The 18121-nt window shown below is 47.2% G+C and carries 12 protein-coding genes; 7 read left to right on the top strand and 5 right to left on the bottom strand.

The genetic code is table 11. The annotated features are described in order from the left end of the window. Window positions 1-7: 7 nt before the first annotated feature. On the bottom strand, window positions 8-436 hold the full coding sequence (locus tag J4N44_RS08975) for a hypothetical protein (protein ID WP_252044267.1): 429 nt from the start codon (window positions 434-436) through the stop codon (window positions 8-10). Window positions 437-660: 224 nt separating this feature from the next. Between J4N44_RS08975 and J4N44_RS08970 the strand changes: the two genes are divergently transcribed. The 5 genes from J4N44_RS08970 (at window position 661) to J4N44_RS08950 (ending at window position 7591) form a co-directional block, all read left to right on the top strand. Then, entirely contained in the window at window positions 661-1800 is a 1140-nt protein-coding gene (locus tag J4N44_RS08970) for an efflux RND transporter periplasmic adaptor subunit (protein WP_252044266.1), read from the top strand. A 5-nt stretch (window positions 1801-1805) separates the two neighbouring features. Beyond that, window positions 1806-4895, top strand: a complete 3090-nt coding sequence (locus J4N44_RS08965; protein ID WP_252044265.1) for a multidrug efflux RND transporter permease subunit — start codon at window positions 1806-1808, stop codon at window positions 4893-4895. 214 nt (window positions 4896-5109) lie between these two features. Continuing rightward, a complete protein-coding gene (locus J4N44_RS08960) occupies window positions 5110-5592 on the top strand; it encodes a winged helix-turn-helix domain-containing protein (RefSeq protein ID WP_252044263.1) in 483 nt (160 codons plus the stop codon). A gap of 53 nt (window positions 5593-5645) precedes the next feature. Next, window positions 5646-6335 carry a response regulator transcription factor gene (locus J4N44_RS08955; protein WP_252044261.1) on the top strand — a complete coding sequence of 230 codons (690 nt, stop codon included), beginning with the start codon at window positions 5646-5648 and terminating at the stop codon, window positions 6333-6335. Then, window positions 6332-7591: a sensor histidine kinase gene (locus J4N44_RS08950; RefSeq protein ID WP_252044258.1), complete on the top strand. Its 1260-nt coding sequence runs from the start codon at window positions 6332-6334 to the stop codon at window positions 7589-7591. The genes J4N44_RS08955 and J4N44_RS08950 overlap by 4 nt, the downstream gene beginning before the upstream one ends. Window positions 7592-7665: 74 nt before the next feature. On the opposite strand, the gene J4N44_RS08945 is transcribed toward J4N44_RS08950, so the two are convergent. Beyond that, window positions 7666-8160, bottom strand: a complete 495-nt coding sequence (locus J4N44_RS08945) for a beta/gamma crystallin-related protein (RefSeq protein WP_009703515.1) — start codon at window positions 8158-8160, stop codon at window positions 7666-7668. Between the two features lie 278 nt (window positions 8161-8438). Here J4N44_RS08945 and J4N44_RS08940 point away from each other — a divergent pair, with 278 nt between their 5' ends. Both J4N44_RS08940 and J4N44_RS08935 read left to right on the top strand, forming a co-directional pair. Then, on the top strand, window positions 8439-8612 hold the full coding sequence (locus tag J4N44_RS08940; RefSeq protein WP_239912193.1) for a hypothetical protein: 174 nt from the start codon (window positions 8439-8441) through the stop codon (window positions 8610-8612). Between the two features lie 43 nt (window positions 8613-8655). Next, window positions 8656-11100: a collagenase gene (locus tag J4N44_RS08935; protein ID WP_252044256.1), complete on the top strand. Its 2445-nt coding sequence runs from the start codon at window positions 8656-8658 to the stop codon at window positions 11098-11100. A 115-nt stretch (window positions 11101-11215) separates the two neighbouring features. Here J4N44_RS08935 and J4N44_RS08930 read toward each other — a convergent pair whose 3' ends face one another. The 3 genes from J4N44_RS08930 to J4N44_RS08920 all read right to left on the bottom strand — a co-directional run bounded on the left by J4N44_RS08930 (window position 11216) and on the right by J4N44_RS08920 (window position 18121). After that, window positions 11216-14926 carry a M66 family metalloprotease gene (locus J4N44_RS08930; protein WP_252045093.1) on the bottom strand — a complete coding sequence of 1237 codons (3711 nt, stop codon included), beginning with the start codon at window positions 14924-14926 and terminating at the stop codon, window positions 11216-11218. Between the two features lie 406 nt (window positions 14927-15332). Next, complete coding sequence (locus tag J4N44_RS08925) at window positions 15333-17129, bottom strand: aminopeptidase P family protein (RefSeq protein WP_252044254.1); 1797 nt, start codon at window positions 17127-17129, stop codon at window positions 15333-15335. Then, window positions 17126-18121 carry an ABC transporter ATP-binding protein gene (locus J4N44_RS08920; RefSeq protein WP_252044252.1) on the bottom strand — a complete coding sequence of 332 codons (996 nt, stop codon included), beginning with the start codon at window positions 18119-18121 and terminating at the stop codon, window positions 17126-17128. Before J4N44_RS08920 ends, J4N44_RS08925 begins: the two co-directional genes overlap by 4 nt.

The following is an 18121-nucleotide window of genomic DNA, read 5'->3' as shown; positions in this document are numbered from 1 at the left end:
ACGTACCTTAAGTCACAATACCTGCGAGCTCAAAACGTGCCATTAATGGCTTAGTCTCTTGCTGATACCAGTTTGCCGGCATGTTGGGTTTTAGCTGGGCTTTTTCTTGTTTGCTGATCACAACATAGCGCAAAAACGTGTCGAGTGTGCTCGCCATTATTTCAAAGCTCATGTCGCCATCTTTACTGATGGTTTTTAATAGTCCAACGACCGTATCTTCCGGTATCAATGGTTCGACAACCGCATGTTTGCGTTCGGTAATCGTCTTAGAGCAAGGTAGTGATGCACGGGCAGTTTCCCAACACACTTTATTGGTTTTACTCACGAGGTTGTGTTTGTAGCAGTAATAGCTAAACAAAAAGCGTGACAGGTTTTGCCAGCGCTCAGCTTGGACTTCTAACCAAAGGTGTTGCAGCTCGATATCAGCATCAGTCATGGGAATGCGTCAGAAAAGGAAAAGAGAGCGTAGTGTAACTGCGTTTAAGGTATTCGAAAAGTCACATGCATGTCGCCCTCTTTACGTTATTGCGTGATATTGCTTGGTCTCTTAACCCTGTCTTAACCAAGCCGCTGCTAGTTTCCGTTCTCACACTGCTCCATCCTTGGGAGCGAATTCAAGTTAAGTGACGAAAACGTGTCATCTGATTGTGAGAAAGAAACATGTACAGAAAGTCTTTGGTTGCGGTGATGATTGCCGCCGCTCTTATAACCACAGGGTGCAATCCATCTTCCGCTTCTGAAGAAGCCAGTCAAGCAGGTCCGGCAGGATTTGCTCAGGTTGTAAAACTCTCTACTGTTGTTGCCAAATCCACGACTACGGCGTTGTATGAGCAAGTGCAAGGGCGCGTAAATCCCATCAAAATTGCTCAAATCCGCCCTCAAGTCGAGGGGATCATCGAAGCAAGGTTATTCACCCAAGGGGACTTTGTGAAGAAAGGCACACCCTTATATCAAATCGATGCTGACTCCTACCAAATTGAAGTCGAAACCCAGCGTGCTAACGTGGTTGAAGCTGAAAACGCTTATAAAAAAGCACAAGCGCAATATGAGCGATTGAAAAAGCTCAGTGAGACTGATTTTGCCAGTCAGCAGAACTTAGATGATGCGCGTTTTAGTGTTGGTACAGCGAAAGGGCAATGGATGAGCCGCAAAGCGCAGCTTAATAAAGCCAAACTCGATTTAGAGCGTACCGTCGTGACCGCTCCAATTGACGGTGTGATAGGTGAAGAGCTGATCACTGAAGGTGCGTTGGTCAAGCCGAGTGACTCGTCGCCGCTAGCGGTGATTCGTAAGGTTGATCAAGTGTATCTCGACGTGCAAGTGCCGGCGTCTATGGCTTCTCGCTTAACCGATGACATCCATCAATCCGATCGCAGCTTAAAAGTGATATCGCCCAGCGGTCAGATCCTCTCCGGTAAGGTGGTCTATTCCGCTGTGTATGTGGATGAAGAAACCAGCAACGTGACCTTGCGTGCTGTCGTTGATAACACATCGCGAGGATTGTTGGTTGGGCAATTTGTACGAGCACAGATCCCCGTTGGCGAAGTTGAGGGTTTTGCTATTCCCAATTTAGCCGTGAAACACAAATCGACGGGCGAGGCTTACTTGTTGGTGGTGAAAAATGGGCAATTGGAAGAACGGCTTGTAACGACCGATGGTAATACTGGCGGCATGACCTTAGTGACCAGTGGTGTCAATGAAGGAGAGCAAGTGGTGGTCGTTGGTGGTGAGAACGCTTTTCCCGGTACCAGTATCGAAACAATGGAATGGCACGACAATACTAAGCAGTTGAATGGGTAATCACTATGTCGCACTTTTTTATTCGCCGCCCCATCTTTGCGTGGGTGATCGGCATCCTTATTACGCTTTTGGGTTTAGTGTCGATTACGCAGCTCGCAGTGGAGCGATTTCCGTCGGTGAGTCAGCCTCAGGTTGACGTCTTTTTTAGCTACCAAGGAGCCTCGCCGGAAACCATCAATGACACCGTTATTTCGATCATCGAACGTGAGTTGTTTGGTACTGATGGCATTGAGTCGTTTACATCCAGCTCAGATTCTACTGGTAATGGGCAGATCAGCGTGAAGTTTGCCTACGGGACTGACCCTGAACTGGCGCAAATTGCGGTGCAGAACAAAATAAAAACCGTTGAGCCTCGTTTACCTCAAGACGTAAGACAAAGTGGTTTGAATGTTGAGTCGAGTTCAAGCTCCGATCTGATGTATTTAAGCGTGTACTCCAAATCAGGCAAGATGACAGAAGGGGCATTGAGTGACTTTTTAGCGCGCAATGTGACCGATGAAATCAAGCGTATACCTGGGGTTGGTAAAGTGACGGTTTACTCTGCCGAGCACGCGATGCGTATATGGGTCGATCCACAAAAGCTAGTTTCTTATGACCTTACCATGTCTGACGTGACGGGCGCCATCAGCGCGCAAAACGTACAAATCGCTTCGGGGCAAGTAGGGCAAGAGCCTGCAAAAGTAGGGCAGAAAACCGTAACGCCGTTGACCGCGTCGGGACAGCTCAAAAACGTCAAAGAGTTTGAGAACATCATTTTGCGCTCTTCGACCGATGGTAAACAACTGCGACTTAAAGATGTGGCGCGCGTTGAATTGGGGCAAGAAAGCTATAACTTTGGCAGTCGCATCAATAGCATATCGTCGGCAAGTATCGGGATTAAGATGATGTCAGGCGCGAATGCGGTGGCGACGTCGAACCGCATTCATGCGCGGATGAAGGAGCTCAAGAAAACCTTTCCTGAAGACATCGACTACATGGCGTCGGGTGATGCAGCACCATTTGCGAAAATCTCCATTCAGAAAGTGGTTAAGACGTTGGTTGAAGCGATGATCTTGGTGTTTATCGTGATGTACCTATTTTTGCAGCGATTTACTTACACCTTTATCCCCGCCATTGTCGCACCGATAGCCTTGTGCGGTGCGTTCGTGATCATGAAGTTGATGGGCTTTTCGATTAATGTTTTCACTATGTTCGGGATTGTTCTATCGATCGGTATCATTGTGGATGATGCGATCATTGTGGTGGAAAACGTCGAACGCTTGATGGCAAAAGAAGGACTATCACCTTTAGAAGCGACTAAAAAAGCGATGAAAGAAATCTCCGGTGCCGTAATTGGGGTAACGGCGGTCATGGTGGCGGTGTTTGTGCCAATCTCTTTCGCTTCGGGGACGTCTGGGCAAATCTATCAGCAGTTTGCGCTGTCGATCGCTGTTGCGATTTTGTTCTCTGCATTTTTGGCGCTAACCCTGACGCCAGCGCTGTGTGCGACCATGTTAAAACCCATTAAGGAAGATGCGCACAAGCGTACGGGTTTATTGGGTTGGTTTAACCGCGCGATTGAATCCTCCACCCAGCGTTATGGCTCGTTGGTGGCGAAGACAACCAATAAAACGATGCGCATGATGGGGATTTACCTCGTGTTATCGGTGGGTGCGGTGTACATGTTCCAGCAACTCAACAGCACTTTCTTCCCAGAAGAAGATCAAGGTTACTTCTTTTCGTCGATCCAACTGCCAGCCGATGCGAGCCGAGAAAGAACCTTAGAAGTGGTTTCGATTGCTGAAAAGTTCTTATTAGCTCAGCCAGAGGTGCGCGCTTCCAACGTAGTCTTGGGCTTTAGTTTTGCGGGCTCCGGCTCCGGCTCTGCACTCATGATTACAGACTTAGTTGAGTGGGATAAGCGTGAGCGTTCGAGTGCGGACATTGCCAATGCATTTAACGCGTACATGAGTGAGCACTCTAATGATGGTGCGGTGTTTGCCGCTTTACCTCCTGCAATCCAAGGGTTGGGCGCAACTAATGGTGTTAGCTTTCAACTGCAAGACCGAGCAAATAGAAGCGCAGCCGATTTTGAACAACTGAAACAGAAGTTCAACCAAGCATTGACGGCTCGACCAGAAGTGACAGGGCTGTTTTATAACGCAACTCCTTATACGGTAGGGCTGGCGTTAGATATTGACCGTGAAAAGGCAATGACGTTGGGTGTTTCGTTCTCTGACATTAGCGAAACTCTGAGCACCGCTATGGGGTCAAACTACGTCAATGATTTTCCAAATCATGGGCGGATGCAGAAGGTGATTGTGCAGGCGGATCAGAAATACCGCATGAACATCGAAGATGTGTTGGGCATTGCGGTGAAAAACAGCAGTGGAAAATTGGTCTACTTATCTGAGCTGATCAAAGCTGATTGGAAGTCCATGCCGCAACAGCTAACTCGATATAATGGTATGCAAGCGGCGGACACTTCTGCGATGGCGGCTCAGGGCTACAGCTCCGGACAGGTAATGAACGCAGTGTTAGAAGTCGCTAGCCAAGTCGATGACAGCGTGAGTATTGAATGGACCAACTTGTCTAAACAAGAACGCCAGGCAGAATCTGAAGTGGAGATCTTGTTGCTGTTCTCTTTGCTGGTGGTGTTTTTAGTGCTTGCTGCGTTATATGAGAGCTGGACCATACCAATTGCAGTTGTCTTGGTCGCACCGCTTGGGCTATTGGGTTCTGCGTGGGCGGTATCATTAAGTGGGCTGCAAAACGATATGTTCTTTAAAGTGGGCTTAATTGCCCTGATCGGTTTATCGGCTAAAAACGCGATTTTGATTGTTGAGTTTGCCAACCAACAACGCAAGTTGGGATTGTCGGTTGCTGAAGCGGCAATTCAAGCGGCGAAATTGAGATTACGACCAATCTTGATGACCTCTCTGGCATTTACCTTTGGTATTGTGCCACTGATGTTCGCAAGTGGGGCAAGCTCAGAGATCCAGAATTCACTTGGTACAGGCGTGTTTGGTGGCATGGTATCAGGGACGTTATTAGCCTTGTTGTTTGTGCCGACCTTCTTTGTGTTTGTGAACAAGCTAACCAAAACTAAGCGTTAAGTCGCGTCAATGGTTAGCCAAGTAGGAGCGATGCCAAAGCAAGCTCGTGTCTAACAAGGTATTACTACGCTAGGCGATTCAAAAATAATAGGGGCGAGTGAATTCGCCCCTTTTTGCGTTCAGTTAGGGTCGTCTTAACCCAACCTTAACCTGACCCTTTTTAGTATCCACTCTCGAAAAAGCGAAAATAATAACGAGCATGGAGAGTGGTAGCGTGACGGTTCTTATCGGTAGTCGATTTGTTTACTCTTTTCTTGATGGCACCATTGTGGATACCGAGCAAGAAGAAGAGACAAAAGTGCTTGGCAAAAACAGCAATCAGTTACTTGGTATGATGATTGAACACCCAAACCAAACTCTATCGAGGCAAACTCTGTTTGATAGCATTTGGACGGATAATGACGTTAAAGTCACTGAAGCGAGTTTGACCCAAGCCATTGCAACGCTAAGAAGGACCTTGTGCGACAATCGTCAAAAGTCTGAGTATATTCTTACTGTGCCTAAGTGCGGTTACCGTTTCATCGCTTCTATAGAGCGTTTGCCTCCAGATAAGCTCATTGTTGAAGAGAGCCTTAAACAGCAAACACAAATCGAGATGCCTTCTACGCATTGTGAAGAGGCCACTTATGCGGTCGAGTTTTATCAAAAGACCAAAAGTTGGTTAAGTAAAATTAGGGACGCTTTTGCGATATGGTAAAACACAGTCCAAAGCGTTCATTCCACCAACTAAACAACATTTAAGGGGATTTCATGTCATCCAATCACTTACAGCTTCTCATCGTAGAGGATGATCACGACCTTGCGAGCGCTGTGATTGACTATCTCGCCTTGGAAGACATCCATTGCGACCATGTGGCGAACGGCGTGGCATGCTTGCAGATGATTGAAAAAACCGACTATGACGTGATCATTTTGGATATCAATTTGCCAAGAATGAACGGCTTAGATGTATGTGAAAAACTGCGAGAACAAGGGTTGGAAACGCCAATCATCATGCTCACAGCATTAGACTCGCTGAGCGACAAACTTGCGGGATTTTCGCGCGGGGCAGATGACTACCTTATCAAACCTTTTGCGATGGAAGAGTTGATTGCCCGAACTATTGCCTTATCTAAACGACGTAGTGCGCAAAACACCAAGTTAACCATTGCCGATCTGACCATCGATGTACAAAAGAAGACTGTGAATCGAGCAGGGCAGTCCGTTTTACTGTCTCCGATTTCTTTTAAGATATTAGAAGTGCTGATGCGTGAGAGCCCAAATCCTGTCACTCGTGAGCAGTTGATGTACAAAATTTGGGGTGAAGAACAGCCCGACAGCAACAGCCTTAAAGTTCACATGTTTAACCTGCGTCAGCGCGTCGACCAAGGGCACCAGAAAAAGCTCATCAAGACCGTGGTGAAGCAAGGCTTTGTTATCTCAGAAGGAGATGCGTCGTGAAGATCAGACCCAGTATCCGTTTATACAGTTTCTTTGCAGTATTACTCACAGGCATTACGACCATTGTGGTGTTGTCCATTTTAACGATGCACTACTTTTTCTCCGGCATGGACATCGCACTAAGAGACTCGATGTTCTCTCACGCGATCTCTATAGAGACCCAACCTGGAGAACCAGTAAAAATCAGCGACTTTACCATTGCTTCACGTTGGCGCGATTTGCCCCAAGATGTGCGTGAGAATATTCCTCGTGATAGCTTGGAAACGAATACACTTACCAACTATTTTGTTGATGGTTCAATCTTCTCGCCACCCAAAATGGCATTGTTTGCGATGAAAGTGCAGCATAATGGCATGCTGAAATATGTCTCAGTGTCTTTCTACGACAGCACTGAGCAGTTCCCCGTTGATGATGAATTTCCTCACTTCTTCATTATTTTTTCTACCGCGTTGGTGGCGATATTGCTGTTCTATTTGGTTTTGATCATCATCTTTCGCAAGGTCACAACACCTGTTGAACAGTTAAAGAATTGGGCAAAGAACATGACGACGGATCAGCTTAGTCAGCCTATTCCAGATTTTCACTACAGCGAGCTAAACGTGTTGGCGAATATCGTTAAATCAAGCATGGAGTCAGTGCAGCAAAGTGTTGAGCGTGAGAAGAAATTTCTTGCCTACGCAAGTCATGAGCTGAGAACACCTATTGCGGTCACCAAAACTAATACCGAACTGCTAAAGAAGATGTGTGAAAAGCAAGTTGAGGTGGAAAAACAACAGGAGGTGCTCAGACGGATATCGCGTGCAAATGCGACGATGACCGACTTAACAGAAGCAATACTGTGGCTCAACCGAGGTAACGCGCCTCAAATCCCAGCCAAAGAAGTGGCGTTGGGAGATTTATTAGCCCAAATCATTGATGAATTGTCCTATTTGCTGCAAGGCAAGCAAGTAACCGTCGATATTATTACTGATCGACAACAAGTGTTATTGGTTGAACCGTTAGCGCGAATGGTTTGCACCAATCTGGTTCGCAACGCTTTCCAACACACGGCAGATGGTTTTGTGCAAGTAAAGCAAGAGGGCAGCTCGGTGGTGATATTCAATCAAAGTGCAACTCAAGATGCAGAAGAGAACAATCTCGGTTTTGGCTTAGGGCTTGAATTGACTGAACGAATCATCAAGCAGAACAATTGGCTGTATAAAAACCGAGCCATTGATAATGGTCATGATGTCTTTATTGATTTTCTTCCAAATTAAGTTCGACGCTTTTTGATAATACAACCCCTCGATTTACCGAGGGGCTGTTTTAAGCAAAGCGCAAACGTGGAAGCTTAACGAGAAATGATCTTGATTGAACTGATCTTATCTTCAAAGCCATCGGCATTGTATGAGCCATGATCGCGGGTGTAGTAATCACCTCGGAAGTTTTTATCGACATAAAAACGGACACGCCATCCGCGAGGGATAGAAAACGAGCTCATTTTGTCATCGAATTTGTACATACTGAGGTCGGAAATGTCATGGCTAAGCATCAGTGATGGACCTGTTTGGTGTCGATACTGATAAATCACGGCTGACGCATTATCATTCACATCACTATCACTACTGCCACGAAGAGAGGAGCCTTCGCATTTCGCATCAGACGTTTTACAAAAGATACTGCCTTCCCCATATTGCTTTTCACAACTGCTTCGTACGTTCTGTCTTGCCTCTGCTTCAGTTCGACCTGCTTGAGAAAATGTATCCATAAAAGGTTTTAGAGAGCAAACGTAAACAAAATCACCGCCATAGCTAAGCGACGGTAAAAACAGCAATGTTCCTAACATAAATCTCTTAACCAAAGTCATATTGATAATCCTAATTTAAGTCGATCAAATAATCGCAGAATGAATACCACAACTTTGTGTTTAGGTAATGAGAACGGAGCGTTATGGCTTGAAAATTAACCTTAAAATCACACAAGTGTATGTTGTTGCTGATTATTTCAACGATTGATTTACGGGAGTTTTAAAAAGGGACGAAGCCAACGAGCAAGTTCAATTGAGTGCGGGGCGTTAAAGTAAGCAACGTGGCTGATTTTGAGCTTGCTAAAGGGAGGTGGTAGGTGATCAATCGCTATCAAGCAAATAGATTTTATAAAGTTCGTGCTATGGCAGATCTGGTGCTAGAAACTGAGACCAAAGTTTTTGAGTACAACGGATTTGTTTATTTTAAAGCTCAATCGCCCTTATATGAGAGGGTGCTCTTTGTCGTGAGAAGAGTAAATGGTGATGCCTAAGTGGTAACGGCATTTAAGGAACTCATCATATAGAAGAATCAAGATGGAATTGAAAAATCTCACCGTCGCGATAGCGACCTTCTTTGCTAGTACGAATGCGCTTGCTTTAAGTGAGCCATCGCAGCAAGTCACAGAAATATACCAACATCACGCTCATCAAAACGGTAATGATAGAGCATTGCCAGATTATGCACCAACTAAGCTGCTTCCCCAACAACCGAAACCGACTCTTCGCACTCTTTCTACTCGGTCTGCGGAGCAGGCATCAAACGTGTGTGATGTAGAAGCTTTCACTTCGAGTAATAGCAATGATCTAATCAATGCCCTTAAGGTCCAGGGGGCTAGCTGTGTTAATGGACTTTTCTCAGCAGAGAGTCGAATACAAGAAGCGGCGTTCGAGTCTGGGCACATGTACAACATTGCAAAGCACACGACCAATTTGGCGAAAGCCTACGCTGGGGGCGGCAGTGATGAGCTTGAAGCTTTGTTCCTGTATTTACGAGCGGGTTATTACGCTGAGTTTTACAACAGCAAGGTCTCGTTTCTTTCTTGGGTGACACCTGCAGTACAAGAAGCCGTCGATGCCTTTGTTAATAATGCGAACTTCTATGAGAACAGTGACCCACATGGCAAGGTGCTCAGTGAGGTGATTATCACTATGGACAGTGCAGGGCTCCAGCATGCCTACCTACCACAGGTTACGCAGTGGCTCACTCGCTGGGACAGTCAATACGCTCAGAACTGGTACATGCGGAATGCAGTGAATGGCGTATTTACCATTTTGTTTGGTGGTCAGTGGAATGAGCAATTTGTGCAAACCATTGGTAATCAGACTGAGCTTGTTAAAGCACTAGGAGACTTTGCGCTACGCTCGTCAGCTATTGGTGCTAGTGATGAGTTTATGGCAGCGAATGCTGGTCGTGAGCTAGGACGATTAACCAAATATTCCGGTACTGCTTCCAGTACAGTGAAAAGCAAACTGACCGAGATCTTTGCTCAATACGAGATGTACGGTAGAGGCGATGCCATTTGGCTTGGCGCTGCCGATACAGTCTCTTATTACGCGGATTGTAGTGACTATGGAATTTGTAACTTTGAGTCCCAGTTGAAGGGTTTAGTGCTTTCTCAATCGTACACGTGTAGTCCTACCATTCGTATTTTGTCGCAGAACATGACGCAAGAGCAGCACGTCGCGGCTTGTTCGAAGATGGGGTACGAAGAGGGGTATTTCCACACTTCACTTGAGACAGGAAGACAGCCTGTTGCGGATGACTACAACACGCAGTTGCAGGTCAATATCTTTGATTCAAGCGATGATTACGGCAAATACGCTGGACCGATTTTTAACATCAGTACCAACAATGGAGGAATGTACCTTGAGGGCGATCCCGCAACGCCGGGGAACATCCCTAATTTTGTTGCTTATGAAGCGCCTTACGCCAACCCAGATCACTTTGTGTGGAACCTAGAGCACGAGTATGTTCATTACCTTGATGGACGATTTGACCTTTATGGTGGCTTCGGTCATCCAACTGAAAGAATCGTGTGGTGGAGTGAGGGCATTGCCGAATATGTGTCGAAGGAGAACGATAACCAAGCTGCGATAGACACCATCAAAGATGGGTCAACGTTTACGCTCAGCGAGATCTTTGAGACCAGTTATGATGGCTTTGATGTCGATAGAATTTATCGCTGGGGTTACTTGGCGGTTCGATTCATGTTTGAGCGACATAAAGACGACGTAAATCAAATGCTGATAGAAACTCGTCAGGGTAACTGGGCAAATTACAAAGCAACCATTAATCAGTGGGCAACCTTATACCAGAGCGAGTTTGAACAGTGGCAACAAGCTCTTGTTTCTGGTGATGCTCCTAATGCAGTCATAACCGCAAACAGTGAGGGTAAAGTCGGTGAAAGCATTACATTTAGCAGTGAAAACAGCACGGATGCAAACGGGAAGATCGTCAGCGTCTTGTGGGATTTCGGTGATGGCACGACCAGCACACAAACCCAGCCGTCGCACCAATATGGCAGTGAAGGGCAGTACACGATCAGCTTAACCGTGACTGATAATGATGGGCTAACCGCAAGCACGACACACAGTCTTACTATTACGGCGCAGGGCGGTTCTGATGCGCTACCACAAGATTGTGCAGTGCAAAGTAAAATCAGTGGTGGACGCTTAACTGTGGGACAAGCGGCGTGTTTGGCGACGCAACAAACCATTTGGTTGAGTATCCCAGCGATCAATGAGCACACCAGCATGGCAATCACCACGGCAAATGGGGTAGGCGACCTGAAAATTGAGTACAGCAATGATGGTTGGCCAAACGGTTCAAATCACCATGCGTGGTCAGACAATGCGGGTAATGCCGAGTGTATTACCTTGTCCAATCAGCGCAATTACTGGGGGTACGTTAAAGTCTCTGGTGAGTTTGAAAATGCCGCGATTGTAGTGGACTTTGATACCTCAGGTTGTCGTCAGTAAACATTGTTTCTGTTGATTAAGATCAACTGGTCCTAGTAACAACAGAAAATGAAACGCCCAGCACGAGTTTACATTGTGCAGGGCGTTTTTATTCATATTGAATATCGGTTGAGGCTTAGAAGTGCCCCAAGTACTGCCAATCAGCGTTGTTTGGGTTCGCCTCCGTTGGCCAAGGGAAGTACCAGTACTTGCCGTCAATGAGGCGGTAGTAATGGTAACCACCACGGAAGTGGTACACGTAAATATCGTTTATCGTTCCCGTGTTGTTGTTCTCGCCCCAAACTCCCATGCGATCTTGCTTGTGCCAGTTTAAGATTTCGGCTTCAAACTTAGCTAGGTCACTGTTGAGCTCAGCAATGTACTGTTCAATATCCGTGTCGCTACCAATAAAGCGCCAATCAGCGTCAGAGGTGTTTTGAACTGGCAACGCGCTGTTCACTCCCGGACGTTTTTGCATAAAGTAACGGCGCTCACCGCTTTCATCGGTATCAATGAAAATTGCGTTCTCAGATTGACCCCATGCCGTTGAACTCGCTTGTTCCCACGTTAGCAACTGCGGTTGATTGAAGTAGTTGGCAATGCGCTGTGCATTGTCGATGTTACTACGATCGACTTTCAGTGGGTTAAAACCAAACTGGACATGGTTTTCCGCTGAGCCTAGGTACTTCCAGCCTTCATTGTCTGCTTGGTTGGTTGGGAAATCCGCCGCAGAGATATCACGCATTAGGAAGTAATCGCGAGTGCCGGTGACTGGGTTAGGGTACACGTAAAGTGCACCAGCGCGGCGTTCTGCGCTTGTCTCACCATTGTTCAGCACACCCGCTCCGTAGTTGTCTGCTACGAACTTGTCGAAGTCAGCCACAAAGCCAAATTCGATGCGGTTTAACGCTGCGTTGTCGGCAAACATGACTTGTTCATCAACGTATTGTTTGTAACCGTGCTCCTGACCAACAAAGATAGGACCAACAAGCTTATCGATCGCTGGGTTTTGATCAGGGATCAAGCTATCTAGCACTTGTTCACCATTCACGTCAGTACAACTTAAGGTGACACGAGTCGGTAGTGGCAGTTGCTCTAGGTTAAAGTGGAACTTATTGCTTTGTGAGTCGTTTAATCGGCTACTTGCAACCGCAATGTTCTGTACTGAGCCATCTTGGCGCTCCACAGTAACTGCGCAGCTACGTTGAGAGATCATACTCGGTTGATGCATTCCACCTTGATGTCGTGCGTAACGCCAATCTGCTCCGTTGTTGTGTTTCACGCCGCTAAACTGTTGGCAATGGGAAGAGGTAAAGTAGCCCGCACCATCATGGCTCGTGCCAGATTTATCAAGCACGCAAAGTGGCACTTCACCAATTTCGGTGTTCGGCGTGTAAGTCACAGCACCTTCACCGTATTTAGACAGCAGTGAATAGTCATGATCTTGAGATATCATGCGCTCACGCTGACCATTGATGTTCCAGTACATGTCTTCGCTGCTTTCACAACGCGCCATATCCGCACTGACTGTACCGACGAAGTTTGCAGTTTCGCCGTTGCTTGCCGTGTAGGTGAACTGACAAATACGAGCCTGCTGGTTGTTGACCTTCATCGTCTGCCACAATTCTTGTTGAATTTGCTCGTCAGACAAAGAAGACACCGCTTGCCAACCCTCGGGATGATAAGTTACGTCTGGTGCAGAAGGCAGCTCAAACACGTTGCCGTAGTTGGAGTAAATCAGTGGGTAAACTTGGCTTGCAAGTTCGTTACGCGGATCGTAAATGCCCAACATAGTGACAACAGGCACGCCTGCCGCGCTAGGTACTGGCGTGTCGGTTTGTGCTTCTTCGTAACTTTGGCTTTCTTGATTCCAACGAACATAACCAGTCGAGCTGTTTAAATCGACGTTAAAGCCGTTATTGAGCCAAGTTTGTACACGGCGAGACTGAGAAGGGTGCTCTAACGTGTAATGACTAATGGTGCCCAATAGCGCAGCTTCGCCACCGGCTTGAGCGTCACGCATAAAGCGGAATTCACCCGCAAATGGTGGTACCACTTCACCACCCACATCGTTTGTCGTGGCTTCACCTGTCCAATGTAAGTTACCGATAAAGCGGCGATGCAGGGCATCCCAACCCCAACCAGATTCCAAATCATGCGTTGAAGCATACCAAGGGTAGTGACCCAGACCGTAGTTATGACCCAGTTCGTGAGACCATTCGTTACCGGTTGTCGCTGTTAACGTCACGATGCCACCGCCGCCACTGCCGCCATGATCAATAATGCCATTGGTGTACACGCCGCGGTTGGTGTGCGCAGTAATATGGTTGAAGCGTTTATTGTAAGCTTGCGAATAGCCAGCACTATCGGTAATGCCGACGTTCGCATTATTCACACCTGTAGAGACCAGTGCTTTACCAATGGCTTCACGCATGTCACCGCCGTGCCAGCCACCTTCACCATCGGAGCTTGTGGTGTAAACCTTACCGTTTGGCAGCGTCACTTTCGGGAAATAAGCGGCAGTGTAATCCGCCATCACCAGTTTAGATGCTGGGATTTTCTGGAAGTAGTCGGCGCTGAGTTTTGCCATGTTTTTGATCATGGTGTTGCCATCACGCGGCGCCGTGAGCATACCCATGTCGATGTTTTGAATGATAAGCTCCGGCGCGCCGCCAAAAACAAGTTCATTAGCAGCTAAATCGCCTTGGCGATCAGTGTTATCGGTTAAGCGCAGCGACAAGCCTGGCTTCATCCAATCCCATTGCAGCGGCAGTGACCACGCGTGATGGGAGAATACTACTTTAGAACGTCCATTATCTGGCTGATCAGAAGCCGCAAGCGCGCTTGGTGGCAGCATTAGGAGGCGAGTGATTACAGTGCCTTCAAAGCTCACTTCTACCCAAACTTGTTGAACGGTTTTGTCTTCTGGTGTGAATAACAGCAGAGCTTCACGGTCGATCACCAAGTCAGGGAACAGGTTAACATCGTTTTGATTTGGGGCGGTGGTCGTATGGGTTTGAGCAAAATGGATAGAACCAGTCAAATCGCCATTCAAATGATTTACTAGCGGCAATTCATCTGCGTAAGCAAGGCGTGCGGCACTTGTCGTGAACTCAATCTTTTGTGGCTCGATACAATCAATCGCATTGCACGAAGAAAGCTCCGCCGTGTACCGAGTGTCTGGTTTCAGGCTGCCAATGAACAAGCCAGATTGAACGTTGTCATAACGAACGGGCTCTGAACCTGATTCGGTCAACGTCAAAACCACGTTGTCATTCGCGTTTTGCGTAGCCCATTTTAGCTGAACACCTTGATCTGAAACGCTGGCTACGTTCAATGCATTGATGCTTGGCGCAGATAGGTCACCACAGTTAGAAGTCTCGATGTTTTGAATCATATCTGACTGCCAAATGTATTCGCCATTTGGACGCTTCGAGCCTCGGGCTGCAGGGATATATTCTACGTAGCAACCTGTGTCGTCTGGGTTCATCACGCTAAACTCTTTGTGCATCAGGTAGAAGCCACCGTTGTACATGATGAATTCCCATTCAGGACCGACGAAGTCCACCACATTGCGGTAGGCTTGGTCTTGATCGCCGAATAAGAATGGGAACTTAGGGTAGCCATCGAAGTTAACCCAGTATTCATAGCCTTGAAAATCAAGGTAGGTTTCGCCATCACGTAGAGACGTGCCTTGACCTTTGTCTGCTAACTGTTTGAGCATTTCTATGCGTTCAAAGGTTTGGTTACCGACTTCGACCAAGGTTAGGTCGTGGTTCGCGTTTGCGAAAGCGGCTGTACTTCCTAGCAAGGATGAGATCAGCCAAGCGAGCGTGTTTTTCTTCATATTAGACTCTACTTTTGCCAATGGAATAGACATTTATGTGTCGCCAGAAGCTCGACACAGTATGGAGGGGATTACATAAGCAATCTCAATGTGAGTGGCTTACAGATTTGATTATCTGATGGGAATTGACGGCGAAATAGATAGCATGAATTGCGCTTGTGATTTTGCTTCCAGCTCTGATTTGGTCGCGAAATTAGATTGGTATCTTATGTCCAAATTCGTATTTATCTATCTATACAAAATGATGTTTCTTATGTATGCGAATGGCATGTTGTTCTAAGAAAAAAGGGATTTTTAGCGAGGAATGAATCAGTGAGAAGAAAAAAGCCAGCCCGAGGACTGGCAATCAAACTAAGTTATTTGAAGTTAACAAGAGTTTGAAATGAAATTGGAGATGAAGAAAACGCTATTTTTCAACCATCTGGGTTGCGCCTTGTAGCCAAGTTTTGTCATGCGCATCTAATGATGGGCTGAGCGCTTTGTAAACCTGCGTGTGATAGTGATTTAACCAATCCACCTCGTCTTGGCTAAGTAAGGTTATATCGAGCATGCTGGTGGCAATCGGGGCGAGGGTAATGGTCTCAAAACCGTAAAATGTGCCAAATTCGTTTTGCTCGACTTCCACGACTTTCATGATGTTCTCGATACGAACGCCGTATTCACCTTCGCGATACACGCCCGGCTCGTTGGTGATCACCATGCCTGGTTTCAGTTCCACTTCGCGATGGCTTTGCGAAAAGTTTTGTGGACCTTCATGAACATTTAAGCAAATGCCAACGCCATGTCCCGTGCCGCATTTATAATCGATGCCATGTTGCCACAATACACCACGAGCCATGATGTCGAGATTGGCACCCGTAGAGCCTTTCATAAATCGAGTCTGAGTCAGTCGGATGACCGCTTTGAGCACTAAGGTGTAGTCTCTGCGCTGTTTAATGGTCGGTGACCCGAAATGGAAAGTACGGGTGATATCCGTAGTACCGCCAAGGTATTGACCGCCAGAGTCGACAAGAAAGAAGTTGCTTTCGTTGACGACGGCATTACTTTCTTCATCGGCGGCGTAGTGCATTTTGGCACCATGGGCAGCAAAGCCTGCGATGGTGCGAAAACTGTCGCTCACATAATGGCGAGTTTGACGGCGATAACTTTTTAACTGCGCCTCAGCAGACAATTCAGTAACAAGCCCACTTGGGACTTGGTCTTCTAGCCAACTCATGAACCTGACAACTGCCACACCATCGTCCTTCAATGATTGTTCGAGATTGGCTAGCTCGGTCGGGTTTTTGCTGGCTTTCATGTCGGTGGCCGGGCAAGCCATAGGCTTTAGTGAAACGTTTTGCTCAATTGCACTGACCAATAAACTGTCGGTGTAGCTTGGGTTAAACGCAAGAGAAAGCCCTTCACATTGCTGATTCAAATATTGGCTCACGTAGTCGTAATGACGAACGCTGACACCTTGCTCGTTGAGTTGCTTTTCTATCTCAACAGGCAACTTCGCCTTGTCGATAAATGCGGTAGCGCGCGTTTGTTCCACTACAAGATACGCTTCAGATACTGGGCAGTAAGGAGTATCTGCGCCGCGAATATTTAGCGTCCACATTACATCGTCTAACGTTGACACCAACAAACTGTCAACGCGGTTGTCGCCAAGCCAAGAGCGAAGGTCAGTCAGCTTTTGCTTGGTCTCTATGCCTGCAAAGGCGACAGGGTGCTCAAAGATCATCTCAGTTGGTCTGCTAGGGCGGTCATGCCAGATCGGTGTCAGTAAGTCGAGGTCGAGGATAATCTGGATGTTTTTAGGCTCAAGCGCTTGTTTGAGTTCTTGGTAAAATGCATAACAGATAGAGCGTCCATCTACTGCGATGGTACTACCGGCTTCTAACGTGCTGGCTAACCATTTGGGAATACTTGGCGTCTCTGGTTGACGCGCTTTAAATAGGTTGAGTCCAGTACCATGAAGCTGTTCTTCAGCTTGAATGTAGTAACGACCATCGGTCCATAATCCACCACCTTGAGCAGTGATAACAACGTTACCTGCCGAGCCGGTAAAACCAGAAATCCATGTTCGACCAGCCCAATGATCCGCAGAGTATTCGCTATTGTGAGGATCGTTGTTTGTTACGATGTAGGCTGCAACGTTATAAGTTGCCATCGCATCTCGCAGCGATGAAAGGCGTTGATTTACCGAGTTTGTTGTATTCATGAAAGACTTCCTGAAATCATGTTTGAACAATAGATATGATGTTGCTCAGAGCCGATTTTTGCAGGGCTTTGCTGCCCGCAGAGTTGGGTCGCTTCTGGGCATCGGGTTCGAAAGACGCAACCGCTCGGAGGGCTGAGCGGGGAAGGGAGATCGCCGGGCAGCAATTGGATCTCGCGGTTGCGTGCTAATTGAGGGTTGGCGATTGGCACAGCAGAAAGCAACGCTTTGGTATAAGGGTGCTTAGCATCATCAAATACTTGGTCGTAACGTCCGACTTCCATCGGCTTACCCAGATACATCACCATTACGCGATCACTAATATGACGTACCACGCTGAGGTCGTGAGCAATCATTACCAGTGTCAGCCCCATTTCATGTTTGAGGTCATCGAGTAGATTGATCACTTGTGCCTGAATGGATACATCAAGTGCGCTAACAGGTTCATCACACACCACCAAGTCGGGATTAAGAATCAACGCACGAGCGATGCCGACACGTTGACACTGCCCCCCAGAAAACTCATGCGGATAGCGGTTTCGCTGGCTTGCGAGCAGTCCTACTTTGTCCATCATGGCGATGACTCGCTTTTCAACTTCGGCGCGTTTAAGCCTTGGTTCATGCGTTAGTAGTGGTTCGGCAATGCATTCTGAAATGGTTAAACGCGGGTTTAAGCTGGCTGATGGATCTTGAAATATCATCTGGAACTCGCGACGACGAAGGGCGAGTGCGTTTTTGCCAAAGCCACGCATATCTTCACCTTTCCACGTCAGGGTGCCATGTGTCGGCTCAATCAAACGAAGTAGGGCTCGCGCCAATGTGGACTTTCCGCAACCGGATTCGCCGACAATGCCGAGGGTTTCGCCTCGGTACACATCTAAGTCAATGCCATTCACCGCTTTGACGATCTTTCTTCGACTAGGAATGATATGGCGCGATACTGGAAAGTGGACTTTCAGGTCGCGGGCAGACAGTAACACTTCTTGCTGGGTCAT

It is taken from the genome of Vibrio sp. SCSIO 43155 (assembly GCF_023716605.1).
Lineage (GTDB): Bacteria > Pseudomonadota > Gammaproteobacteria > Enterobacterales > Vibrionaceae > Vibrio > Vibrio harveyi.
The sequence above is the reverse complement of the archived record's forward strand: the minus strand, read 5'-3'. Positions and strand labels throughout refer to the sequence as shown.